Source organism: Kribbella yunnanensis (assembly GCF_039529655.1).
Classification (GTDB): Bacteria; Actinomycetota; Actinomycetes; order Propionibacteriales; family Kribbellaceae; genus Kribbella; species Kribbella yunnanensis.
On sequence record NZ_BAAANF010000023.1, the window covers coordinates 337,473 to 359,976 of the forward strand.

The 22,504-nt window shown below is 65.5% G+C and carries 22 protein-coding genes; 16 read left to right on the plus strand and 6 right to left on the minus strand.

Annotated elements, in window-relative coordinates:
- Nucleotides 1–276: 276 nt before the first annotated feature.
- On the minus strand, nucleotides 277–1,059 hold the full coding sequence (locus ABD231_RS35905; RefSeq protein WP_344162617.1) for an SDR family NAD(P)-dependent oxidoreductase: 783 nt from the start codon (nucleotides 1,057–1,059) through the stop codon (nucleotides 277–279).
- Between the two features lie 92 nt (nucleotides 1,060–1,151).
- Between ABD231_RS35905 and ABD231_RS35910 the strand changes: the two genes are divergently transcribed.
- Both ABD231_RS35910 and ABD231_RS35915 read left to right on the plus strand, forming a co-directional pair.
- Entirely contained in the window at nucleotides 1,152–1,727 is a 576-nt protein-coding gene (locus ABD231_RS35910; RefSeq protein ID WP_344162620.1) for a TetR/AcrR family transcriptional regulator, read from the plus strand.
- A gap of 76 nt (nucleotides 1,728–1,803) precedes the next feature.
- On the plus strand, nucleotides 1,804–1,995 hold the full coding sequence (locus ABD231_RS35915) for a GrpB family protein (protein WP_425554238.1): 192 nt from the start codon (nucleotides 1,804–1,806) through the stop codon (nucleotides 1,993–1,995).
- 187 nt (nucleotides 1,996–2,182) lie between these two features.
- Here the strand turns inward: ABD231_RS35915 and ABD231_RS35920 are convergent, their stop codons facing one another.
- The gene (locus ABD231_RS35920; protein WP_344162623.1) at nucleotides 2,183–3,337 is read right to left on the minus strand and encodes a cytochrome P450; all 1,155 of its coding nucleotides are present in this window, start codon (nucleotides 3,335–3,337) and stop codon (nucleotides 2,183–2,185) included.
- Between the two features lie 108 nt (nucleotides 3,338–3,445).
- Between ABD231_RS35920 and ABD231_RS35925 the strand changes: the two genes are divergently transcribed.
- Nucleotides 3,446–4,072, plus strand: a complete 627-nt coding sequence (locus tag ABD231_RS35925) for a TetR/AcrR family transcriptional regulator (protein WP_344162626.1) — start codon at nucleotides 3,446–3,448, stop codon at nucleotides 4,070–4,072.
- Nucleotides 4,073–4,332: 260 nt separating this feature from the next.
- Here ABD231_RS35925 and mobF read toward each other — a convergent pair whose 3' ends face one another.
- Nucleotides 4,333–7,938 (minus strand): MobF family relaxase, encoded by a 3,606-nt coding sequence (gene mobF / locus ABD231_RS35930; RefSeq protein WP_344162629.1) that lies wholly within the window; start codon nucleotides 7,936–7,938, stop codon nucleotides 4,333–4,335.
- A gap of 244 nt (nucleotides 7,939–8,182) precedes the next feature.
- On the opposite strand from mobF, the gene ABD231_RS35935 reads away from it, so the two are divergent.
- The 7 genes from ABD231_RS35935 to ABD231_RS35965 all read left to right on the plus strand — a co-directional run bounded on the left by ABD231_RS35935 (nucleotide 8,183) and on the right by ABD231_RS35965 (nucleotide 12,324).
- On the plus strand, nucleotides 8,183–8,521 hold the full coding sequence (locus ABD231_RS35935; RefSeq protein ID WP_344162632.1) for a hypothetical protein: 339 nt from the start codon (nucleotides 8,183–8,185) through the stop codon (nucleotides 8,519–8,521).
- Nucleotides 8,505–9,830 carry a hypothetical protein gene (locus ABD231_RS35940; protein ID WP_344162635.1) on the plus strand — a complete coding sequence of 442 codons (1,326 nt, stop codon included), beginning with the start codon at nucleotides 8,505–8,507 and terminating at the stop codon, nucleotides 9,828–9,830. The genes ABD231_RS35935 and ABD231_RS35940 overlap by 17 nt, the downstream gene beginning before the upstream one ends.
- Nucleotides 9,827–10,330 carry an ImmA/IrrE family metallo-endopeptidase gene (locus tag ABD231_RS35945; RefSeq protein WP_344162637.1) on the plus strand — a complete coding sequence of 168 codons (504 nt, stop codon included), beginning with the start codon at nucleotides 9,827–9,829 and terminating at the stop codon, nucleotides 10,328–10,330. The genes ABD231_RS35940 and ABD231_RS35945 overlap by 4 nt, the downstream gene beginning before the upstream one ends.
- A 69-nt stretch (nucleotides 10,331–10,399) precedes the next feature.
- Nucleotides 10,400–10,639 carry a hypothetical protein gene (locus ABD231_RS35950; protein ID WP_344162640.1) on the plus strand — a complete coding sequence of 80 codons (240 nt, stop codon included), beginning with the start codon at nucleotides 10,400–10,402 and terminating at the stop codon, nucleotides 10,637–10,639.
- Nucleotides 10,639–10,848, plus strand: a complete 210-nt coding sequence (locus ABD231_RS35955; RefSeq protein ID WP_344162643.1) for a helix-turn-helix transcriptional regulator — start codon at nucleotides 10,639–10,641, stop codon at nucleotides 10,846–10,848. The genes ABD231_RS35950 and ABD231_RS35955 overlap by 1 nt, the downstream gene beginning before the upstream one ends.
- A 65-nt stretch (nucleotides 10,849–10,913) precedes the next feature.
- Complete coding sequence (locus tag ABD231_RS35960) at nucleotides 10,914–11,453, plus strand: ImmA/IrrE family metallo-endopeptidase (protein WP_344162646.1); 540 nt, start codon at nucleotides 10,914–10,916, stop codon at nucleotides 11,451–11,453.
- 145 nt (nucleotides 11,454–11,598) lie between these two features.
- Nucleotides 11,599–12,324 (plus strand): XRE family transcriptional regulator, encoded by a 726-nt coding sequence (locus tag ABD231_RS35965; RefSeq protein ID WP_344162649.1) that lies wholly within the window; start codon nucleotides 11,599–11,601, stop codon nucleotides 12,322–12,324.
- Between the two features lie 19 nt (nucleotides 12,325–12,343).
- Here ABD231_RS35965 and ABD231_RS35970 read toward each other — a convergent pair whose 3' ends face one another.
- Complete coding sequence (locus ABD231_RS35970) at nucleotides 12,344–13,087, minus strand: helix-turn-helix domain-containing protein (protein WP_344162652.1); 744 nt, start codon at nucleotides 13,085–13,087, stop codon at nucleotides 12,344–12,346.
- Nucleotides 13,088–13,543: 456 nt separating this feature from the next.
- On the opposite strand from ABD231_RS35970, the gene ABD231_RS35975 reads away from it, so the two are divergent.
- From ABD231_RS35975 to ABD231_RS42285, 3 genes are read left to right on the plus strand one after another with little or no spacing between them, the layout of a single operon-like run.
- Complete coding sequence (locus ABD231_RS35975; protein WP_344162655.1) at nucleotides 13,544–14,701, plus strand: hypothetical protein; 1,158 nt, start codon at nucleotides 13,544–13,546, stop codon at nucleotides 14,699–14,701.
- Nucleotides 14,688–15,164 carry a PPC domain-containing DNA-binding protein gene (locus ABD231_RS35980; protein WP_344162658.1) on the plus strand — a complete coding sequence of 159 codons (477 nt, stop codon included), beginning with the start codon at nucleotides 14,688–14,690 and terminating at the stop codon, nucleotides 15,162–15,164. The genes ABD231_RS35975 and ABD231_RS35980 overlap by 14 nt, the downstream gene beginning before the upstream one ends.
- Nucleotides 15,145–16,194, plus strand: coding sequence for a hypothetical protein (locus ABD231_RS42285; RefSeq protein ID WP_425554239.1), 1,050 nt, complete (start codon nucleotides 15,145–15,147; stop codon nucleotides 16,192–16,194). Before ABD231_RS35980 ends, ABD231_RS42285 begins: the two co-directional genes overlap by 20 nt.
- 22 nt (nucleotides 16,195–16,216) lie before the next feature.
- Here the strand turns inward: ABD231_RS42285 and ABD231_RS35990 are convergent, their stop codons facing one another.
- Nucleotides 16,217–17,377 carry a helix-turn-helix domain-containing protein gene (locus ABD231_RS35990; RefSeq protein WP_344162664.1) on the minus strand — a complete coding sequence of 387 codons (1,161 nt, stop codon included), beginning with the start codon at nucleotides 17,375–17,377 and terminating at the stop codon, nucleotides 16,217–16,219.
- A 315-nt stretch (nucleotides 17,378–17,692) separates the two neighbouring features.
- Between ABD231_RS35990 and ABD231_RS35995 the strand changes: the two genes are divergently transcribed.
- From ABD231_RS35995 to ABD231_RS36005, 3 genes are all read left to right on the plus strand, one after another.
- Complete coding sequence (locus ABD231_RS35995) at nucleotides 17,693–17,941, plus strand: hypothetical protein (RefSeq protein WP_344162666.1); 249 nt, start codon at nucleotides 17,693–17,695, stop codon at nucleotides 17,939–17,941.
- A gap of 128 nt (nucleotides 17,942–18,069) precedes the next feature.
- The gene (locus tag ABD231_RS36000) at nucleotides 18,070–18,336 is read left to right on the plus strand and encodes a hypothetical protein (protein ID WP_344162669.1); all 267 of its coding nucleotides are present in this window, start codon (nucleotides 18,070–18,072) and stop codon (nucleotides 18,334–18,336) included.
- 198 nt (nucleotides 18,337–18,534) lie between these two features.
- A complete protein-coding gene (locus tag ABD231_RS36005) occupies nucleotides 18,535–20,619 on the plus strand; it encodes a hypothetical protein (RefSeq protein WP_344162672.1) in 2,085 nt (694 codons plus the stop codon).
- Here the strand turns inward: ABD231_RS36005 and ABD231_RS36010 are convergent.
- Nucleotides 20,512–21,774 (minus strand): hypothetical protein, encoded by a 1,263-nt coding sequence (locus tag ABD231_RS36010; protein WP_344162675.1) that lies wholly within the window; start codon nucleotides 21,772–21,774, stop codon nucleotides 20,512–20,514. The two genes, ABD231_RS36005 and ABD231_RS36010, sit on opposite strands and share 108 nt — an antisense overlap.
- Nucleotides 21,775–22,504: the final 730 nt, after the last annotated feature.

The following is a 22,504-nucleotide window of genomic DNA, read 5'->3' on the forward strand; positions in this document are numbered from 1 at the left end:
GGCCGCGGAGGCCGGCGACAGCTTCGGCGACCGGCTCGACTGCACGATGTCCACACACCTGCTCACCCCAGCGACTGTCGCAGCCTCAGTCGTGCATAGCTCAACACGCGTGGATCGCAGTTCACCGAGTTCGAGGTCCTTGGCAAGCGCAGCAGGTCGATCAGTGGCCCTCCAAAGTCCTCCTGCCCGACCACGGGCCTCGGGCAGGAGGAGCGTGCCGGCCGCGGCCAGACCTACCAATCGACCACCGCCTACAGCTTCGGCACCGGACAGGACTCAAACAGTCTTCGAGCGACCGGCGTCGATGAGGTAGTCGGCGCCCGTGATGCTCGCTGTCAGCGGTGAGCAGAGCTGGACCACGAGAGCCGCGACTTCACTCGGCTCGATCAGGCGGCCGGTGATCATCCCGGCCTGCTCCGGTAGCGCGGCGAGCAGGTGCTCCTGCGGGATGCCGAGTCGCTGGGCGAGCTGACCGCCGTACCCCTCGGGGGACGTCCAGAGCGCCGTCCGCACGGCACCGGGCGAGACGGTGTTGACGCGGACGCCCTGCGGTCCGAACTCTTCCGACAGCGCCTTGCCCAGCGCGGTCAGCGCCGCCTTGGCCGTCGAGTAGGGCACCAGGCCTGGGGACGGCATCCGCGCGCCGACCGACGACAGGTTGACAATCGCGCCCTGCTGCCGAACCAGACTCGGCAGGGCAGCCCGAGTCACCCGCACGGTGGTGAAGTAGTTCAGCTCGAAGGCCGACTCCCACGCGGCGTCGTCAAAGTCGAGGAATCCTGCCCCGGGCCCTCCCTCCCCGCCACCAACGTTATTGACGAGCAGGTCGAGCTCCCCCACCTCCGCCAGCGCGGCCGCGACCGCACGCTCCGGCCCACCGGCAGCAGCCAGATCAGCCTGTACGACGAACGCACCGGTCGCCCGCAGCTCCGTCGTACTGGTCCGGGCGACGGCGGCCACGCGGACCCCCTCGGCCACGAGTTGCTCGACCACGGCCAGCCCGATCCCCCGGCTGGCACCGGTGACGAGCGCTGTTTTGTCCTTCAACTGCAGATCCATCGCAACTCCTCAGTCGCATCTTTCTGACACATCTAATCTATGATTTGCAACATGAATGACGCAAGTAGCATGGGAGTTGGTACGCTGGCGAGATGACTGAGGCTCCTCGGCTGCGCTCGGACACCGCCCGGACCGTGCGCACGATCCTGGAGGCGGCCGAGCGCACCCTGAGCGCCAAGCCCACCGCCACCATGGAAGAGATCGCCGCCGCCGCAGGCGTCGCCCGCACCACGGTCCACCGCCGCTTCGCCACTCGCGAGGCCCTGATCGCAGACCTTGCCGCCTGGGCCGCCCAGCAGCTAGCCGATGCCGTTGACGCCGCCCGCCCCGACACCGCACCACCTCTGGTAGCGCTCTACCAAGCCACCGCCAACGTCCTCGGCGTCAAACTCGCCTGGCACTTCGCCATGAACGCAACTATTGCCCCCGGCAACGAAGCCGACCGCATCCATACCGGGGTCGTCGCCCGCTCCGACGCTCTCTTCCGCCGGCTCGCGGAGACCGGCGTCCTCCGCCCGAACGTCGACCCACTCTGGTCCCGTCGCGTCTACTACGCCCTGATGCACGAGGCATGCGACAACCCCGACGACCTCGACACCGACGTCCTGGCCACCCAACTCATCGAGGCACTCCTCCACGGAGTCGGCAACCCGGAGGTCAGTCTTTGACAACCTTGGCCGAGTACGACGAGACCTAGCCGGAGCTGTACGCCGCGATGGCGGGGTGGTTGGCGCGAAGTTCGAGGTGGAGCACATTGGGAGCACCGCCCTACCGGGGCTGGTGGCGAAGCCGGTGATCGACATCGCGGCGCGGGTGGAGGAGCTGGATGCGTTGGTCGCGTGGGATGGTCGGCTCGCGGAGCTCAGGTTCGCGTACGAGCTCGAGCGGCTCAAGACCTGTGGCGAGTGGGCGATGGCAAGCTGCCGCCTGCCGTGACTGGGCACCGATCCTTGGATGCAGCCGAACGGTTCACCGAACTTCGACGTGACTCGCCTCCGAGGCTTCGACCCGCGCTCCCCACGAAACTCGGTATCGCTGCTGTCGACCTCATACTGCAGTCGCTCCGCAGCCCGGATTTGTCGAACAAGCGGAGTTCGCCCCCGAACTGGTAGTCCGGGCGAGATCACGCTCGTGCGGCCGAGACGGTGAGACTGCTCAGTCCATGAATGGTCAAGTTGCTGCTCCAGGCCGGTTCGTTGTGCAGCTGTATGGCGCGGACCCGGGGCACGAGAACTTCGAGCAAGGTGTCGATCTCTCGTTGCGCGAGGTTCGCGCCGACACAGCGGTGCACGCCGTGCCCGTAGGCCAGGTGCTGGTGGGCCAGTCGGGTGATGTCGAACCGGGCCGGATCGGGGAAGCGCCGCTCGTCTCGGTTCGCGCTGCCGTACAAGATGAGTACACGTGTGCCGACCGGCAAGAAGCTATCGCCGACAACAACCGGCTCGGTGGTGAGTCGGGTGAAGTGACGCACCGGTGAGTGCAAGCGCAGCGCCTCGGCGCCGGCCGCCGGGATGAGCGACGGGTCGTTGCGCAGCAAGGTCCACTGCTCGGGATGCCGGGCGAACAGGTACAGCGTGGTGGCGACGGCGGCCACGGTGGTGTCGACCCCGGGGAACATGTACGTCGCCGTGCGCTCGATCTCTTCAGGTCCGGCAGCGCTCGCTATCGCCTGCCCGACGAGCTGCTCGAACGCGATCAGGCCATCGCGCTGCACCTCACCGGCGGGCCCGAACAAGTTGAACGCGCGGGCTGCCAACGGAGCCAGGCCGTCGGTAACCTCTGCAGGCAGCCCGGCCAGCTCACCGATGACGGCCGAGACGTAGGGCGCCGCGATGTCGGTGACCACATCGAGCTTTTCCCCAGCGAGCAGCGGTGCCACGACGTCAGCAGCGATACGCCCCAGGCGCTCCTGTTCAGCGGCTACCCGGCCGGGCGAGAGCTCGCGTGTGAGCCCATGCCGGGCCGCGGTGTGTTCCGGTGGGTCAATGCCCAGTACGCCCGGAGGTATCTCGGCATTGGTCTTCGGGTCGAGCCCGACACCCGCCGCTGACGAGAACCGCTTCCAGTCGGCCAGCGCAGCGCGAACCTCGGCAAAGCGCGGCAGCACAACGACTTCGTACCGGTCGAGCCAGACCGCGGGGCCCAGTTCGCGCAGGGCTGCGTAGTGCGGAAACGGATCCGTCAGCGCTTCGGGCGACCAGAGATCGATCGCGCTCCGCGGGCCGTCGAATCCGGTCCCGGAGCCGTGGGGGGTATCTGGCACTGGGGTGATGGGCACATCGACTCCGTTCACTGTCGCCGGGCGAATCCGGGGAGGTCCAATGAATTCAAGTTACAGCATAGGTAATGAATAGCACGTCACTCTCATGCGGCTAAGCTGAGCCGGGTGAACAGTCCGAGCCGCAGATATCGATCGCCACGGCGCGAACAGGACGCGGCGCGCACGCGGCAGGACATCCTCAAGGCGGCGTTCACCCTGTTCGCTGAACGCGGCTATGCCCGGGTCACGATGACCGATATCGCCCAGGAGACCGGCATCGCGGTGAAGACGGTCTATGCCAGCGTGGGTACGAAATCCGGCATCCTCAGCGAACTCCTGGCTGCCGGGCTGTCTGAAGGAACGGCAGCGAAGACCAACCGACAGATTCGCCAAACCTCCGACCTCGCCGGCTGTGTCGCCCTTGTCGCTCGCGGCACTCGCGCCGACAAGGAACGCTTCATGCCAACGATCAACCTGCTCCACTCAGCGAAGGATGTCGATGACGGTGCGAAGCAGGTGTGGCAGAGCATGCTGACCGCCTACCGAGCTGGGCTCCATGGTGCGGCCGAAGACCTCGTTGTCCGTGGGCTCGCCGCGCCGCACCTCGATGTCGAAGCGGTCACCGACCGCCTGTGGTTCTGTTTCGGACTGGGCGCGTGGCGCGCCCTGGTTGAAGACTGCCGCTGGTCCTACGAGGACGCTGAGAGGCTACTCACCCGCCAGGCTATCGCCGCGCTGACGGACGTCGCCTGACTGCCCCTCAGTTTCGATCACCCGCACCCGATGGAAGGCTCTGCCAACCACGCGAATCGGATCCGATCGAGGCAGCGCTGCATCATCGCCCGAGGGTGCTCACAGATCGGCGAGCAATGACGTCCATGGGCGCGCCAGGCCGCATTTCGGCGTACACCTGGCGCACGGTCGACAAGATGTGGTCGTAGTTGCGGCGCGGATCGGTTGGCTCTCTGATGAGCTTCTGATCGGAATGCGGTACCTCGCTGTCCGTCTCCGGGTCACGTCGACGGCAGTGACTGAGCTGGATCGACTTGCTGGTCGTCGTAGACGAGTGAAGGCTCGCGAGCCGGCCTATTGTGCTGCGACAAGTGCTCGATCTGAGCGGCGAGACGTGCGTAGTGGCCGAGCTGGATTCGCTGGTTCGCGGCTGGAGCGGGTCCGAGTGCGTCCAGCGCCGTGACGCCGTAGCGCTCGCGGTAAGCGCAAATCTCGCGGATGACGCTCTGATGTCCGACGCTAGCTCCGGCGTTCGAGGGCTCTTGCGGCGCTGGGAGCCAGGCCGGCTGGTCGACGCCTGCCTGGTGTGCCAGCCAGTCAGCGCGGGCAGCGATCTGCTCTTCGAGTTCGCGGAGCGGCACCACCAAGGTGGGATCCGCCGTCCGCGCGGCCGGCACTACCAGCCCCGCGATGATGACTGGCTCCTGGCTGGTGTGTTGAGCGGAACGACCGACCAGGCGCTCGACTCGCGTGTGGAGTACGGCGGCGATGTCATGCGCATCGGCCAGTGAGGCGAGACGGACGCTCCTTCGGAGCAGAGTGGGGATATCGAGGCCAGCGTTCTCGGCGCGGCGGAGAGCGGCGAGGAGCGCACCGTAGGCGGGCGATGCCTGGAGGGCGGCTTGGTCGGACGTGTCGAGGCCGCTAGAGGCGAAGGCTGGTGCGAAGCGGGTGCGGGCGTCCATCTGAGACAGGTGTTCGTGGATGGGGATCAGCCGGTCGAGCCGGGTAGCGTTGTCGAGTTCTTGCCGCATGACCTCGTGGGCAGAGAGCTCGACGCCGGGATTGGTGAGGACTGCCTCGAGGACGTCTTGCATGGTTTGTTCGGAGTTGGGTTCGTGGAGGTCTGGGGTGGGTTGGTGGGTGGCGATGTAGGCGTGGTTGGAGTGGCGGCCGCGGGTTAGGCCTACGTAGAGGAGCGCTCGGGTGAGGTGGTCGGTGACTACTAGGTGGGCGGTGTCGACGGTTGCGCCTTGGGCTCGGTGGGCTGTGGTGGCGTAGGCGAGCTCGACCGATTCCTGGACGTAGGTGGCGGGGAGGGTGACGGTTTCTGCGTTGTGGTTTTCGACGGTGAGAGAGCCGTCCGGCCAGCGGTGGATAGTGGTCCAATGGTCGCCGTTTTGGACGAAGCCGGTTCGGCCGTAGCGGAGGCGGCGGTTGTTGAGGCGGGTGACGACGTGGTCGCCTACGCCGACGTGGGTGCCGTCGTGGAGTTCGATGCCGTCGGGTTCGACTTCACCGCTGGTGATGCGGTCGAGGCGGGCGCGGGAGTTGAGGCGGGCGACGGTGGCGTTGTCGGCGGCGATCAGGAGGCTCGTCTTTCCGGCGTGGGTGTCGGATCGCCAGGCTTGATAGGCGCCGACTTCCATTTCGTCTGCGGGGCCCGCGACTAGGCGGTCGTGGTTGTCGTAGGCGTCGATGACGTTGAGGTGTCCGGTGCGGAGGGTGAGGCTGGCGTCGCGTTCCCAGGGGTTGGTGAAGCGCCAGACGTCGCTGAGTTCGGCGGCGTTGGTGTCTTTGGCGATGAGGCGGAAGGCTCCGCCGGCGTCGGCGGCGCTGAGTTGGGCGGTGTCGCCGACGAGGAGGAGTTTGGCGCCGGCTTTGTCGGCGGCGCGGGCGAGGGTGGCGAGTTCCATGGTGCTGGCCATGGAGGCTTCGTCGACGACGATGAGCTGGTTTCTGTGGAAGGTCCAGCGGTCGTCTTCGGCGTGGAGTGCGGCGCGCTGAGCGGCTAGGCGTTGGTGGCGGCGTCTGCGGCGCATGAGGTGGGCGAGGTGAGCGGCGTACTCGGTGTCTTGGATGTGTTGGCGGCGGGTTTCGGCTCCGAGGCCGACGGATTCGTAGATCCATTTGGCGATGTTCTCGGCGGGGGTGCCGATGGCGTCGGCGAGGATGGTTGAGGCGGCCGACGACGGTGCGAGGGCGATGACGGAGCCGGGGCCGTGCGCGTTCTGCCAGGCAGTGGTGATGGCGGACAGGAGGCTGGTCTTGCCGGTGCCGGCCGGGCCGATGAGTGCTTCGACTTTTTGGCCGCTGGTGGTGACGCGGTGGAGTGCGCGGACCTTGTCTTCGCTGAGGCTGCTTTGGGGTGGTTTGCCGGGCTTGAGTTTCGGCCCGGTGGCGTCGCGGGCCAGGTCGAGGAGTATGGATTCGGCGCCGAGGATGACGGGTGAGGTGTAGATCTGGCCGTTGTGGATCGTGAACGCGCTGTCCCCGCTGGCGCGCCGGATCGGGGTCGGGACGAGGTCGGGTGCGGTGAGGTTGATCGAGTGCCGCTCGGCCTGTTCGACGATTGCTTGCAGTACGGCGTACCGGTCGGGGGAGGTGATGAGTCGGATGAGCCGGGTTTGGCGGGCGGCTTCGGCGAGGAGATTCCACCGTGTCCAGGTGGCGCGCTTGGTCTGGAGTGTGAGGACGACCGCGGCGCCGTAGGCCTCGATCGTTGCGGGGCTCAGGTCAGACGCGGCTAGGCAACGTTCGCCGGCCTGGGGCAGTGATTGCTGGATCGTGGCGAGCGCGTCGTTGCCGACGGTGCGTTCGGCGCGGGTTCGCCAGGCGGCGAGCATCACTGCGAGGGGTCGGGTGTGGTGCTTGGGCGGGCGGTTCATGAGGGTTGCTTGCTGGCGAAGTGCGTAGAGTTCGCGGCGGCTGGGTGGGGAGCAGTGGTCGTAGAGGAGGGTTCGGAGGTTTGCTTCGATCTGTTCGGTGCGGGCCGAGAATTCGCGGATCAGTTCGTCGGGGATGGTGTCGATTTCGAATGCTGGATTCCGCTCGGATGCGCGTTCGCGTAGTTCCCAGTCGAGGCCGAGCCGGCGGCTGAGGTTGTCGGCCAGGAGGACGTTGTGGATCTCGGACATGGCCACGGTCGCGCGGAAGAGCACGCGGCCGTCGACGGTTCGCCAGGCTCCGTCGGGGCCTTGGACGCGGTTGGCGACGACGACGTGGGTGTGTAGTTGAGGGTCGCCGGCGCGCGTGTCCCAGTGGTCGAACGCGGTCGCGATCAGGCCTCGGGCGTCGAGTTGCGCGATGCCGTTGTGGCCGCTTCGGGTGAAGGCGGCGTGCTGTTCGATAAGGTCGAGCACATCGTGAACTGCGTCGTGGTGAGCGGCCACGATCTGCTCTTGGACGCCGACATCGGCGGTGGCCCAGAGGGCAGATACCGACTTCGCGGGTGAGAAGGTCAGGTCGTACCCGGCGACCGCCTGGCGTGTCTTCTGCCGCATCTCGAGCTTGTGGATGTGCTGCATCGCGGCCTGCCGATCGTGGTCGTTCAGGCCGGGGTCGAGCGCACGGATCTGGTCTTTGATGCGTTCTGAGGGCGACTTGTAGACGCGGTACGGCTCTCCGAGGGTGCGGCCGTTCAACGGATCGGCTGCGCGACCGAACAGGGCCTCCATCTGGGCCTCGGTCACCTCCGAACCCGGCGCGAGCTGGCCGTTGCCGAGCCCTTTCAAGCCTCGTCCGAGCCACCGTCCAGGTGGGTATCCGTCGGCGGTGTAGTACGCCGTCAACGGCGTGGCCATTCGTCGATCGACATCGCCGGATGCGATGTGCTGGAAGAGGTATTTGTAGCCTTCGCCGGCGGTGAGCCGGTGGATGCTCAGCATCCCGGATCACCGCGAAAAGTCGCGATTGGTGGCTTCGTTGCGCGCTGCATATGGGCTCAACGGTCGGCGGCTGTCGCATTAGATGCGACACGCTCCTCGGCGTTCGTTCCTCGGATGCAAGAAGTGTGGCGGTGCTGGCCCTGCCCTGATGGCGAAAAAGTTGTCTTCGGCATCCGTTGAGTGCTCGTGGTCCAGGCGATCGGTCCTGGACTACGTGATCCAGGACTGCAACGGAGGAACGTGAATGAGCACAGGCAATGACCAGGTACGGCGACGTGTCGTCGATCTGGTGACGCGCGCGGAAGCGATTGTGGAGATGTGGGAGGCGACGACCGCGGACGGTCGGTGGGCGATGACGGCGTTCAGCCGCTATCGGCTGTGCGACCTGCTGGATGTGGCGCCGTATCGCAGGTACGAGGGGAGCCTCGAGGCAGATCCGGTGTCGCTGCTCGACGAGGCGAGTGAGTTGGTCGATCAGATCGACGTACCGATCGAGGATCTCAGCTGGCGCCTCGCGTTGGGGGACGCGCTTCGGACTGCGGCGTCGGACATTCGGATGGTGCGCGATGCGCGCGACGTATGAGGACCTATTGCACGTGGCTCGTCGGATCGCCGTCGACGCGGCATCCACGGGGTATGTTCGTCGAGCTGATGCTGTTGCGGATTGGCCTGCTGTGGTGGCGGCCGTGGGGAACCACCTGCAGTGGTTGCGGTGTCGACTTCGTTGCGCAGACCTGTACGGCGGGCCTGTCGAGCAGACGAGTCGATCGCTGGGGCGACTGGCTCAGGCGATCGGGGCCGGTAGTGATCTCTTGGCCGGTCAGGATGCGGTGAGTGCGCGGGTCCTGGACGATCCGGCGGCTCTCGTGGTGGGACGAGCTGAGGTCGCGACGATCGCTCTGATTGGCGCAGACGTCGTCATGGCCGCCACGAGGAGCAAGACAGCTGAGCGGCGTCGCCTGTTAAGGGTCACCGCGGAACTCGAGAAGCTGTCGGGTCAGAACCCGCAGCGCAAGGCATTGGGACAACTTGGCGGACTCTCGGTGTCCGGGCCCGGTGCTGTGAACGATGATCTCTCAAGGCTGGCCCGCTATGCGGCTCGTTGGGAGCGGGCTGACGACTCGGTGACCCTGCAGACGCTGCTGACTCGAGACTTGCGGTCGACGACTGCGCAGATTCGCACGGTGTGCGCGTACGTGTGGTACCTGGTCGATCAGGTGCGGGTGGCAACTCCTGCCGGTTTGGAGCCGTGGCAGCGGCTGAGTCTGAGACTGTTGAACAAGGAGGTGCGGGCGGCGGAAGCCGGCGCTCTGCGGGTCGCGGAATCGTGGCGGCGCCGACTCTCCGATGTGCATGGCCACACCGGGACGCCGAGCGAGGCGATGTTCATCGACCTGAAGGAGGCGCTGGACCGTCTTGTGCGTCCGGGAGACAGTCTGCTGGAGGCCGACACGCTGGTTCCCGATCGGGACAGGGCGCTCCGGCTCCTGGGCGCCATTGACGAGATGGTGTGGTCTGCTGAGCAGGTTGGGAGGAGGCAGCAGCGGGCTGTTGCTGCCTTGGTGGGACAGGGGCGCCTGTTTGTCCCTCGGCAGGAACTCAGCAGGTACGACCTCAGGTACCTGCGGCGGCCGGCCAACGCGAGCTTGCTCCAGTCCCGCTGGTTGAGAAGCACGAACGCGGCCTTCTTCAGCGAACTCACCTCTTCCCTGGCCTGGAGCGTCGACCACCTGGCGGCCGCATCACTTTCCGCGCGTCGGCTGGTCGGGACTTCGCAACAGACCCGTCCACATGGGGGCACATCCACGCGCAGCCCGGCGCCGTACCTCGAACTCTCAGATCCGGTGAACGCCGGACAAGAACCCGACTCAGGTCGTGGGAGGTTGCTGTGAGCAACGAAGACAGGCTCTGGGATGCACTGCTACGCGAGGTCGAGCGCCGAGGTTACACGGTGGTGGTCCGCGAGTCCGCCTCATCGGCGGACGCCTTCATCGACGCTCTGAGACGCGAAATTGTCATTGCAGATCGCCTCGACCGTCGAGATGCTGTTGCTCGTCTGGCCCATGAGATCGGCCATCTCCAGCTGCATTCAGGCGGTCGTTCCGCACAGACGCCGAGTGTCGGTCTTCGCGAGATCGAGGCTGAGTTGTTTGCGTACGGCGTACTGGTGAACAACGGGATCGAGCCTGACCGATCCTCCGTTGACTACATCTCCGATTGGGTTCGGAGGATCGGTCCACTCACCCAGGCGGACTTCGATGCGATCGAGGCCCGGACTGCCACCGCAACCAGGCTGTTTGTCCAGTCGATCCATACCTTCGCCCGCCGAACCGCACAGCCGGACCATGGAGACGACGGCGTCCCGCTCGCGCCCGACGGTCCGGAGCTGTGACAGATGGGCGCGAGCGAACGTGCGGCCGCATTGCGGCGGGCACGCGAGCGTCAGGCGAGGATCGAGAGCGTGACCGCACGCGCGGTGAAGGCCTTCACAGATCTCCAACGCGCTCATGCAGCGACGGCACAGGCGATGCTGCGATGCGGCGAGCGCGTGGCGAGGGCCGAAGAGGTGGCCGACAGCGAGACGGCCGAGCTCGCAAAAGTCTGCGGATCCGCGGAAGCCGCCGCAGAAATCTTGGGACGCACGACGCGAGATGTTCGGCGCATCATCAAGATCGACCGCGAACGGCGGGGGAGCACCTGATGACCGCGCGCATCGACGTCGATCCTCTCTGGGACGTCGATCAGGTCGCGGCGTACCTGAAGGTTCCGAAGCGCACGCTGTATCGCTGGCGAACGCATGGCTACGGCCCACCAGGGCGACGGGTTGGCCGGCACATCCGCTACCGCGCGAGTGAGGTCATCGCTTGGTTCGACAAGCTCGACGAGCGTGAACGCGACACATGGGACTAGCCCGGTTCCCCGGGGCCATCGCCGTACCTGGACGTACCAACTGCCGAAAAGGAGAAGAGGTCGCTATGAGCAAGGAGCACGGAGATCTGACCTCAGTTGCCGCGCTGTGGGAGGCACTTGCGCACCAGGCGGGCAGGAATGGGCTCAGTGTCGCCAGGGCGCCGATGGTCGCCCCAACACGCGGCTATACGGATTTCCGCACCAGGGAGATCGTCGTTGCCGATCGCCTCGATGAGCTCAATGCCGTTGCGCGGTTGGCCCACGAGGTCGGCCACGTCCGGCTCCATTCGACGTCGGCCGTGACGGCTGTCCTGCGGTGCGACGGAATGCGCCAGATCGAGGCGGAAATCTTCGCTTTCCTGGTGCTCAGCCACTACAGGCTCGGGACGGCAGACGCGCCGTTCGACTACATCGCTCGATGGGCTGCACATACCGCGCCGGTTGAATCGAGGACCCAGATCGACGAGATCTGCGCGCGGGTTGCCCAGGCAGCAGCACGCACTGTGGAGTTGATGGGGCAGCATCACGCAGGGCGTCGAGCACAATCTCAGCGCGACGCGGCCGCCCCGGAGCCGGAGGCCAGTTCGCCAGACCTGGGTTGGTGATGAGGGAGATTCTGGCTGCCCCGCCTACTTGGCGACATTTACAGGCATCTCCCGCTTGTTAGATGCCGCTGCCGCAGGATTTTGCGTGCTAACCTCCGATCAGACATTTACGGACATCGATTGATTGGTTGGGCGGAGATCCTGTGTGAACGAGGTGCTTCGGCGGGCGATGTACGACGCGGGCCTGACGGAGGTCGAGCTGTCTTCGAGGCTGTCGGTCGATCCGAAGACCGTTCGTAACTGGATGCGCGGGCAGGTTCCTCACCCGGCAACAAGAGGAGCGCTGGTCCAGCTGCTGGGCATCGAAGCAGAGGTGTTGTGGCCTGGACTCGCGGGGGCAGAGCGGCAGTACGCCAGCGGCGTACTCGGGAGCGCATACGGCCACCGACGCGCGCTCCGGCGAGGTGACTGGCTCGCTCTGTTCGCGGAAGCGAAGGCCCACATCGATGTGGTGGCATACAGCGCCTGGTTCCTCAGTACCGACCCGCACCTGCTCGCTTGTCTGCGGGAGCGAGCAGGTGACGGAGTCCTGGTGAGGGTCTTGCTCGGAGCTCCGTCTGCTCTCGACTCGCCGTATCCCGCGGCCGAGGACGAGCTGGGCGAGAATCTGGGCGATCGTGTTCGCGACTCGGCCGCTACCTTTCGGCGACTGGTGGTACCTGACCGGTTTGAGCTTCGACTGCATGAAGAGGTGCTTTACCAATCGATGTACCGCGCGGACGACCAGATTCTGGTCAACCAGCATTCGCCCGGCGTCGCGTCAGCTGAGTCGCCGGTATTCCGCTACCGTCGTGGGGATTCGGGCGAGCTGTTCGATGCGTACCTCGCGAGCTTTGCTGCGGCATGGTCCGTCGGCGCGGTCGCTGACTGAAGTGCAGTTGGCAGCCGAGTCAGCCGTGCATCAAGGGAGTGGCGTCGTGCCAGATACGTTCGAAGCTCTCGATGTAGTGGTTGGCGAGCTCCCCGCCCGAGATCTTCTGCAGGTACAGGACTGGGGCGTGTGCCGCAGGCAGCCCGTGAATGTGTGTGTTGACCAGAAGTCTGTCGTCTGCTCGGTAGATCGAGTTGTACAGCACCGTCTGGTGTTGCCTGAACTCGACACCGTCGGTGGTTGTGAGGTCGCCGTAGAGGGCGATGGCCGTCCGGATCTTGGCGGCGAGCGCATCTCCGATGCCCTCCTCGCGAGCCCGGATCGCAACACTGACGTCGTCGGGGTCGCCTAGCAGGATTCGGATGCGGATCCCGGACTTGGCTTTCAGGCGCAGGATGCGCTGTGCCGCGGCGTCCTCGGCCAGGAAGAGGCCGTCGTAGGTGAGGATGCCGATCTCTTCCGTGCCTGCGTCGAGGAGGTGCCGCCATTCCTCCCCTGAGATGTCGGTGCGACGTGGGTAGACCTTGACGATCTCGCTCTCGGAGACTGCCGCGGCCCGGTCTCGAGTCAGCGCGTTGGGCCAGAAGTAAGACTCGTCCTTGCCCAGCCTGGAAGCCAGGGCGTAACGGTTTCGTGGGAAGGGGACCAGGTCCTTGAGGACCCAGCGCTCGACGGTCTTCACATTGACACCGAGCTCTGCTGCGAGCGCAAGGTGGGTGAGGCCGTTCTCGGCCATCGCCGCCCGCAGTCTTTCGTTAGCCACGGAACCTAACCTAGGACATTTCGGGGCATTTTGGCGTCAATCGAGTTGTCTCGGAGATGTCGCAACGTGCCGTGGCGATGTCCGCGGACCGCGGACCACTGTGCCTGCACAGCCGGTGAAGAGGAGGGGTCATGCAGGGCACAAAGGTACTTTGCACCGACATAGCGGAGGGAGGCAGCCGTGGCCGACGGTAAGCGCCGGCCCAACAAGCTGCTGCGGCAGGCGCGTGGGGCGATGTCACAGGCGGATCTGGCCGACGAGGTGAGTAGCGCGATCTTCCGCGCCACGGGTCGCGTGGTCGAGCTCTCACCGAAGTCGATCTCTGACTACGAGCGTGGGTGGTACATGTGGCCCCGGAAGGATGTCCGGGCGGCATTCTGCGAAGTGCTCCACGTGGGAACATCTGAGGAGCTGGGATTCCACAGGCCGCGACTGTCCAAGCGACCTCCGGCAAGTATGGACCTGACCGCACTCGGTGACGAACGAATCGCGCAGAGCTCCAGTGGAAGACTGCAGGTTCCAGCGGGCAGGGCGTATCGCGGCGCCGAGATCGCTGCTCACTACTCGAAAGCAGGTCAGGCCGGCACTGGGATGCTCTTGGTTGCTCCTACAGCGGAGATGCTGGCCGGAATGAGTCGGCCCGATCGGCGTTCGCTGATCGTGGCAGTGGATCAGGATGAGCGCCACTATGTTGCCGATGGCCGGCGATTCGTCGAGCGCGCCGGACGGCGTTCGGGTCCGCAAGCAGTGCCCCTGGCGAACGTGGTGGACGATCTGACCGTCGGCATCATCTGGGCGACGGCGAACGCCGACTCGGCGCTGCTGGCCGACGATGCCCAGTTGGCACGGAGCCGGGCGTACATGGTTCAGGAGGAAGGCCGATCGGTCTCGCGAGGGGCTGTCGACGAGGTACCGGTTCTCAATCCGGTGGCTCGCCAGTGGCTGGGATCGCGGTTCTGCTCCGGCCACATTATCCGGAATTTTCATCAGCTGGGGAGTTCACCGCTTTTCTGGACACGGGAGCAGCAAGGGGAGGAGGCGGCCTCGTGGTTGCTGTGGTCGCACAAGTTCGAGTACTTGAGGCACACGTCGAGCCGGTTCGCGGACATGCGGAGGGGCTTCTGCATCCCAGAGAGCGAGGTCAAGGCATCACCGCGCTATGAGCGAGTGCTCTTGCTGCTCGCGATGGCGCTGATGGAGGCATTCGGCATCAGGATTGTTCTCAGCGCCGAACCTGAGCATGCTGCGGTGGAGGGCTTCGTCCTGGCAAGGCGTGCGGTCGTGGCCAACTGGCTGGACAGCCCAGGATTGTGGTGCGTCGAGGCGAGCGCCTCGCAGCCACGGTTGGGCGTTTATCAGAGGCTCGCCGGCGAGGCGATCGCGGGCACACTGCTGAACCAGGCAACTCCTGTCGGTCGGTTGGCGGCACTGGCTGACTACCTGGATGTGCCGTGGGGATGGCTCCGCAGAAGGTGTGGCGAGCTCGCTGCAACCGGCGTCGATGACATTGCCCATCCGCGTAGTCGGCTGCTGTCGACCCGTGGTCTGAACACCGTGATTCGTTACGTTGCCTACATCGATGTCCTCGAGGGAGATGACCGTGCGCGCTGCTGAACTGACCATGGGGCGAACCTTTGCGGTCCATTTCGATCACGGAGACGACTTCTACTCTGCGCTGGCCGAATTCTGCACGCAGAACGACGTGCGACAGGGATTCGTTCCGATGTTTATTGCCGGCATGCGTGATGTGCAGCTCGTCGGGACCTGCGAAATGCTGGAGGATCCGGAGGCTCCGGTCTGGAGCGCGGTGCATCTCGAGAACGTCGAGGCGGTCGGCGGCGGGACGCTCGCGTACGACGAGGCGTCCGGCAGCGTCTGGCCGCACATTCACGTCTCGGTCGGACTCAAGTCCCAGTCAGCCACCGCCCACACCAGCCACTTGTTGGGTGCCCGGATTCAATTCTTGACGGAGATGTACGTGGTTGAGGTAGCCGGGCCGAGGCTCTCGCGTGAGCGCTTGGCGGATCTCTACGACGTACCGGTACTCAAGTTCGGGGATGCGCCGCTGCAGCAATAACGCCCGAGTCCTGGAATCTCGAAACCCGGTTCCGGAATGGACCCGCCGCCGCGACCTTCGAGGTGTGGATCACTTGGAGGCGTGGAAGAAGCGGGTGGGGTCGCAGGTGCCCGACCCCAATGCCCTGGTCACAGCCGCCGAACGGCGGCGGTTGCTCGAGGCAAACAGTGCCGCGGCCCGGTTTTATCGACGGGAGCTCTTCCGGGGGCGACGAACGTGGGCTCGGACGCACCTTCAGGCCGGAGGCGCACACGAGGTGCTGGCTAGGGAGGCGAAGTGGTGGGTTGGTTATGCGCCCGACGCGCGGTCACGCTTGGTGGATCACTTGAGGTCGCAACGCTTCGATCTCGCGACCGTTCAGAAGGCTGGTCTCGGCGTGCGCGATCCCGACGGGCGAGTTGTCGACCGGTTCCGTGACCAATTGATGCTTCCGGCAAGGAACGAGCACTCTACGGTCGTCGGATTCATTGGTTTGCGCCAAGGCGAAGGAGGTGTCTACTACACGAGGTCGCCAGATACATCGATCCACCGGCGCTCCGAAAGCCTGGTGGGGCTTGCGGAGCAAGGTGATCTTCTGGATGGCGGCGCACTGCCCGTCTTGGTGAACGATCCGTTGGACGCTCTGGCAATCGAACGGGTCAGCAGGTTGACGGGAGGGCGGTGGATCGGAGTCCCTCTCTGTGATGCGGTTCTGTCCGCCCAGCAGGCTGTGCTTCTGAGTGCCCATAGCGCCACCGACACGGTGGTCGTCTGGATCATGGATCCTGGCGCCGCTCGGCGTACAGTCCAGGACTTCCTACCGGAGCTTGCCAAGACCTTTCAGCGGGTCCACGCGGTCGAGCTGTCATCCGGACACTCGCCAGCCAGTCTGTGGCTCTCGGACGGGGGCCAGCAGCGCCTGCACAGTCAGCTACTCCGGACTCGTCCGCTGGCTGACTATCGACACTCTCGCCAGGTGCGCGCAGCCACAACGAGGCGCATTGAACCGCCCGCACCGGATATCCCGGAAGGGCCATCACTTGACCTCTAGCACCGATGCCAGGTGGCGTGGTTCAGAGGCTCTCGAGAGCATTCCCGAAGTCGGAGACGAGGTGCTCACCAGGAAAGTTTCGATGGAGCTCCTGGTTGAGTTCGGCGCCGATCATCCGCAGGTGCACCTTGCTCTGCCGTCCGTCCTTCAGGCCCTCCACGCCGAGGTCAACGGCTTGCTCAAGGTCGCCCTGCCGACTGGCGACAAAACCCAGGGTGATGCGGCACTCGGCGATCCGCATCGGGCTCAGCTCCGTCCCGTTAGGACCAGTGTTGTCGCGGATGATCGCCTCGGCGTACTCGGCGGCCTGCGCGTCGTCGCCAGCCAGCCGGTGGACGTCCATCGAGTAGTAGTCCCACTTGGCCGGGTCGACCTTGAAATGATTGTCAGGGCGATCCGGATACGGCAGGTGATCGAGCAGATCGCGGCCGGACTCCAAGATGCCAGTCAGACCGGGCTCGCCGAGTCGTGCTTTCGCCTTCGCCTCCTGGGCCATGAGCTGGACCGTCACGCTCGAGTTCGGGGCAGCGGCCTGACCTATGAGCGAAGTCTGTATAGCACGGCGAAACTGGCCCCGGGTCAGCGCGAACCAGGCCGTCATCTCATGGCCCCACCCCACGATCTCCGGATGGCCGGCCTCCAAGCCAAGCTGCATCGCAGCGACCCGGGTGGACTCTGATGCCGTTGCGAGCCCGAGGTCGTACTCGACGCATCCGGCGAGCAGCGCGAGCCAACCGCCGGCGACAAGAAGCTCCGAGTGAGCCTTCAGACCTACGGGGCGGCGCAGGAGGCTACCGACATGTTGCAGCCACTCGTGAGCTTCCTGACGGAGCTCGAGGGCGTCACGGCGGTTGTATTGGCAACACAGTTCCTCGACAGTCGAGTGCAACGCCTCCAGCGTGGCGGCGGTGGTATCTGTCGCCTGCAGCCTCGCCACGAGCTCCGCCGTCTGCCACGGAGTTTCGCTCAGCCGCGCGGTGGTGTCCTGCCGGGCCGCGGCGATCAGCTCGCCCTTCGCCTTCAGAGCACGGTCACAGGCGGTTGCGACATCCTCACTTGCGGGCTTCCGGCCGTTCTCGATGTTCGACAGGTACTGCCGGCTGTAGTGCGTGGCGCGCGACAGATCGCCCAGTGACCAGCTGCGGTGGTCCCGGTATTGGCGCAAGCGGTTCCCGAATGACACGTCTCCAGTGTTACCCACTGCTTGTATTCCTGTCTCCCTAAGTCGGGGGATACGCGGGAATGATCGATCTCAGCCGGCTCGATCGCCATGCTTGATCCATGAACGGGAGAACAGGGGACGCCCGAGTCACCAACGGCGGATGGCCAGTGTTGCGGTCCGCCCAGGACCTCGACTGCGACGGTGAGAACCCGATGACCGGCCGGAGATGTCTCCGCGGCGATCACAGGGGTTACCACCGTGACGACGCCGGGGCCGAGTGGTTGGACGAGGGGCCCGTTCTCCAGCCTGGCTCGCGGAAAGAGGTGCATGATCCCCGTGATTAACCGTCTGAAGCACCGATGGATGTTCTGGCGGCTCTGGAAACGGGGTTGCGATGAAGGCTTCGACAACGGAGTCGGCCTTGGCATCGACGTTCTGGCGGATCTTCTCCATGACTACCCGGACGGCGTGCCGCGGGTGGCCATCGACTCCCGGATCCTGCTCTTGCGCCGAGAGCTGAAGCGGCCGATCCCGATGGATGTCGCCCAGTCCGCTCTCCTGACTCGGGAGCTGGAGCGACGCTAGATCGGCCCGGTACCCGGGGTGCCGCATGCCGACTGCCCACGAGAGGTTCTGTGCTCCACTCAGCAAGCGGGGCGGGTGTGCTGACGCTACGTCCGCGCCCGTCCCGCTCTCCATCCAAGGACCAGCCGATGCCGTCTCCGAACACGACCCTGCGCGAGGCGAGGCTCCGCATCCCGTCCCCAGCCGACGCGACCCGTCCCATGTCCCGCGCCGAACTCGCGCACTCAGTCTGTGTCTGGCTCTGGCACACGAGGAGCATGAACCGCCCGTTCGACGCCCACTACCTGGCCAAGCTCGAACGGGGCGCAGTCCGCCGCACTGGTGACGCCTACCGTGAGGCACTCCGTGCCGTGTTGGGAGTCCCTGACGACTCCGCCCTCGGCATGGATCAGTGACACCGCTGAGGGAATCCAATGTGGTTGGTGGCGGGCGGACGACGGGCGCTGCAGGTCGCGGGCAACTGACGACGCTTGGTCGAGCAGGCCCCGCGACGCATCTCGGCTGACGCGAGCAACAACTCTTGCTCGATCGCTCTCGGTGACGGCTGGTTATGATGACGCAACGCTACCGACCGTGTGCTGGGGGACGATCTGATGATTCCTGCGAGTCCGTTGCCGCGCCGGGTGACACCGTTCGTGGATCGGGTCGAAGAACGCGGACAGATGGTTCGGCATCGGGCGGTGAGCTGGGAAGCCGGTCTGCCGTGCCTGCTGTACGTACATGCGCGGCCGGGCCGAGGGCGATGGAGCCTGGCCACGCAGTTCTTCTATGAGAACCTGCAGGAGTTCGGTGGCACCTACATCGAGATCGCGGCTCGAGAGGCTGACGGGCGGATGGTGTCGGTGAGCGAGATGCTGGGCCAAGCGCTCGGTGCCCTCGGGGTGCCTGGTGCCGAGTTCCCAGCCAGTGACAAGGAACGGGCAGACAAGTTCCACAGCCTGTCGCTTGGGCATCTCTATTTGATGCTGATCCGAGATGCCGTCAGCGCGGAGCAGGTCCGGCTGCTGATCCCGTCCTCACCAAGTGCGACCGTGGTAGTTACGACACGAACCAACCTTCGGGAGCTGATGGAGTACGACTTCGCGCCAGTGTCGCTGCAGGAGTTGGGGTCTGATGATGCCTACCGATTGATGGTCGACAGGCTGAAGGGAACCGCCGGTCAGATTGATCCGGAGACGCTGGGGAAGGTGGTGGCCTTGTGCGACGGTCATCCACTGCTCATCCGCATCGTCGCCGCCCAGGTGAACGGGCGGCCCGGGCTTGCGCGGAGACTGGTCGAGGCAGCCGAATCAGGCGACTTGGTCGAAGTCGACGAGTCGGGGCGGCTGGCGGCTTCCTTCGATCAGATTTACGAGGCCCTGGGCGGTGCCCAGAAGCGTGCTTATCGGCTGCTCGCGCTACTTCCTGGGCCTGACTTCGGTGCTCCAGCAGCGGCTGTGGCTCTTCAGACAGACGCGCGATCAGCCGCGAAAATGCTCGATGTCCTGGAGGACGCCAACATCCTGCGGAAGACGGCACAGGACGGTCGGTTCGCGTTCTTCACGATGGTGCAGTCCGATGCCAAGTCGCGGATCGAGGACTTCGACGATCGGGCCGCCGTCATCCGTAGGGTGACGGAGTGGTATCTGGCCGAGCTTGTCCCCAGGGATGCCGCGCTCGCGAACCGATGGCGGGTCGGATCGGCCTTCGAGCAGGCTGCAAGACCGGTGAGCCGGACCCAGGCTCTGGACTGGCTAGCGGCCGAGTGGCAGGCACTGGTCGCGTGTGTGACTGCGGCGGCTAGGAATGAGCAACATGAGGTGGCATGGCAATTGTGTGTCGGGCTGTTCAAGTACCTTCACCAGCATGGGCATAACGAGGCCTTGCTGCGATGCATGACCGATGGTCTGCTCGCAGCCGAGGCAGCTGGTATCAAGGCCGCCGCCATGCAGCTCCATTCGCACCGAGGTACGGCTCACCTGGCACTCGGTGACCTGGTTGCAGCACGGGCTGACTTTCAGAGGTCATACGACTGCGCGGTCTCGATCGGGCATGCGCTGGGTGAGCAAAGCGCGCTGGAGTGGCTCGGCAAGGTCGCTGCGCGGGAGGGCGATTCCGTCGAGGCACAGCGCCTGTACGACGCCTCGGAGGCGGTGATTCGCCGCGTAGGTGTAGCGATGCCGGCCGACCAGTCATCGCGGGCGATCGCATTGCTAGGTCTGCAACGGTCACGGGACTTGCTGGTCAGGCCCGAGTACGCGACGGCGGATCGGTGGGTCCGTGTAGCGCTTCAGTACTTCGATCCGAGTACGTCGGAGCTGGAGAATCGGGCTAAGTGCTTGATGGTGTTGGGTGTGGTTGCGGCCAACACCGCGAGCACGGAAGATCCTGTGAGTATCTTCGCGGAGGCTGCCGAGCTCTTCGCCAGGGATGGGATCCAGCGGTTCGAGGCTGAGGCGCGATGGGCGTTGGGCGATGCGCTGGTGGCGCAGGGGAAGGATGCTGACGCGCTGCGCGCTTATTGGCGAGCGTACGAGCTCTTTGCGGTTCTCCGGGCCGATGAGGTTGGCGAGGCTCGCCGCCGGGTCGAGTCACTGGACCCCGCTGCGGACTTCGGTGATGCTGACGGTGACCCGCCGGGAACCCAGGTAGACGACGAAGGCGAGGGGGAGGATCGGTCCGCCCCGCCTGAAGGATGACTGGTCGTGGATGACCGAGGCCAGGATGGCGGGATCGAGGTCGAGCCCTTGGTCCGGCCGGGCGGTCAGTCGCGCTGACCAGCCAGCGCGGTGTGTCAGGGTGCAGGTGGTTGCGCTCTCGCGGGTCACCACCAACGAGCAAACCGGTCGTTGGCGAAGGACCGAGGCTGCGGTGGTGTGGCTGTCGGAGCCCTCGATGATACAGATGGCGGCGTTGCCGGACAGATCTCGCCGAGGTTCGTGGGCGGCAACGACGAGATGTCGATGCACGTCCTGCGGCGGGTGGTTCGGGCGTCCGACGGGGTCGGCCGGCCAGCGCCGCACGGTGATGTTGCCTTCGGCATCGGTTGAGGTTGATGCCCACCACGCTGTCAATGGGCTGCGGATCGGGCGCAGGTCATCCGAGCTGTAGATGGGCAGTAGTGCGGGCGAGGCGAGTTCGGGCAGGTTCATCAGGCGGTAGAACTCCGCACGATGGCGGTCGCTGGCCTCGCTCGGAGCGGATGTCGTCAGAGTGCGGACCTCCGGGTCCGCGGGATGGGCTGCGGCAAGCTGGGGCTGGAATGCGGCGCGGAGGTCGAGCCGGGCTGCCGACTGGCCGAGGGCATCGATCACCGAGCCGGGGACGACATCCTCGGACGGGAAGGTGGCGAGGAGAGTCGGTCGGCCGGTCGCCGCGCCGTACCCGGTAACTGAGCCGTTGTCCCCAATGACGATGTCAGATGCAAGTATGGCTTGTTGCCAGCCTTCGGCTGGAGGGATGAGCCGAAGGCCGCCACGGAGAGCTTCGCCGAGCCAGAGGCGGATCTGGGCGGGGCCATGGGCGTACCAGGTGTTGGGGTGCAGAATCACGGCGATGACGTACGAGTCGATCTCGAGCTCGGTTGTCAGCTCCGTGATGAGATCAGGATGCGCACCGAAGAGGGACCGGCGGCCCCAGGTGGATGTCACCGCGACGATCGTCCGGTCATCGTCGACACCGAGCGCATGGCGGTACCGATTCCGCTGATGCTCGCTCGCCACCATGCGGTCGAAGCACGGATCGCCGCCGACGAAAGCCGAACTCAGCGCTGCCGGTGAAGCGGTGGCCAGCCGCCGGAGTTGCTCATCATGGGTGAGAACGATCGACGCCGGAACGAGCTCGCCGTCACGCACCAGCCACCGGTCAGTGAGGCCATAGGTGTCCCGGTGTCCCGGTGTCCCGGTGTCCCGGTGTCCCGGTGTCCCGGTGTCCCGGTGTCCCGGTGTCCCGGTGTCCCGGTGTCCCGGTGTCCCGGTGTGAGTATTTAGTATACCCCATACCATGTGACAAGACGGCCAATGGTGCGCGCACCTTGTGCAGGTCGCCACTGTGATGTGCCGACAAGGCGAGGTCGAAATCGACGGTTACCGCACGTTCCCAGGGAATGGTTCGCGCACCCTGCCTGGCGAGATGGTCTTCGAGGCCTGCCGATACTGCTGAGGCATCTGGGAAGGTGAAGACGAGTTGAACTCGCCGGTCCGAGTCGAAGACCGGAAGAATGTCCGCGAACCTGTTCCACGCAGTGACGGTGTGCACTATCACCAGAATCGTCCGTTGTGGCGAGATGGTCCGCCACGGCGCGGCATCTGGGCCGACCGGGACGAGTAGCCGGTCTGCGGTCGACACGCGCCCTCTCCTGGCTGGGTAGCTGTTCGGTCATCGTATCCGCACGGCTTCTGCCATCCTGCCGCACGCGACGGAGATCACTACAGCGAGACGGCCGCGGTTCAGGTTGGCCGAGGACTTGTGCCGTGGCCGACGGGTTCGCGCAGGTCGGCGAGGAGGTCGACCTGGTCGTTGATGAGACCGGTCAGGATTTGGCGGGCGACGGCGAGGAGTTCGGCGACGTGTGGGCTTGCGGGG

Coding starts and splice junctions, on each gene's coding strand:
- ABD231_RS35905 (WP_344162617.1), bottom strand. CDS start 1,059: ATGGATCTGCAGTTGAAGGACAAAACAGCGCTCGTCACCGGTGCCAGC.
- ABD231_RS35910 (WP_344162620.1), top strand. CDS start 1,152: ATGACTGAGGCTCCTCGGCTGCGCTCGGACACCGCCCGGACCGTGCGC.
- mobF (WP_344162629.1), bottom strand. CDS start 7,938: ATGCTGAGCATCCACCGGCTCACCGCCGGCGAAGGCTACAAATACCTC.
- ABD231_RS35935 (WP_344162632.1), top strand. CDS start 8,183: ATGAGCACAGGCAATGACCAGGTACGGCGACGTGTCGTCGATCTGGTG.
- ABD231_RS35940 (WP_344162635.1), top strand. CDS start 8,505: ATGCGCGCGACGTATGAGGACCTATTGCACGTGGCTCGTCGGATCGCC.
- ABD231_RS35955 (WP_344162643.1), top strand. CDS start 10,639: ATGACCGCGCGCATCGACGTCGATCCTCTCTGGGACGTCGATCAGGTC.
- ABD231_RS35960 (WP_344162646.1), top strand. CDS start 10,914: ATGAGCAAGGAGCACGGAGATCTGACCTCAGTTGCCGCGCTGTGGGAG.
- ABD231_RS35975 (WP_344162655.1), top strand. CDS start 13,544: ATGGACCTGACCGCACTCGGTGACGAACGAATCGCGCAGAGCTCCAGT.
- ABD231_RS42285 (WP_425554239.1), top strand. CDS start 15,145: ATGCGCCGCTGCAGCAATAACGCCCGAGTCCTGGAATCTCGAAACCCG.
- ABD231_RS36000 (WP_344162669.1), top strand. CDS start 18,070: ATGCCGTCTCCGAACACGACCCTGCGCGAGGCGAGGCTCCGCATCCCG.
- ABD231_RS36005 (WP_344162672.1), top strand. CDS start 18,535: ATGATTCCTGCGAGTCCGTTGCCGCGCCGGGTGACACCGTTCGTGGAT.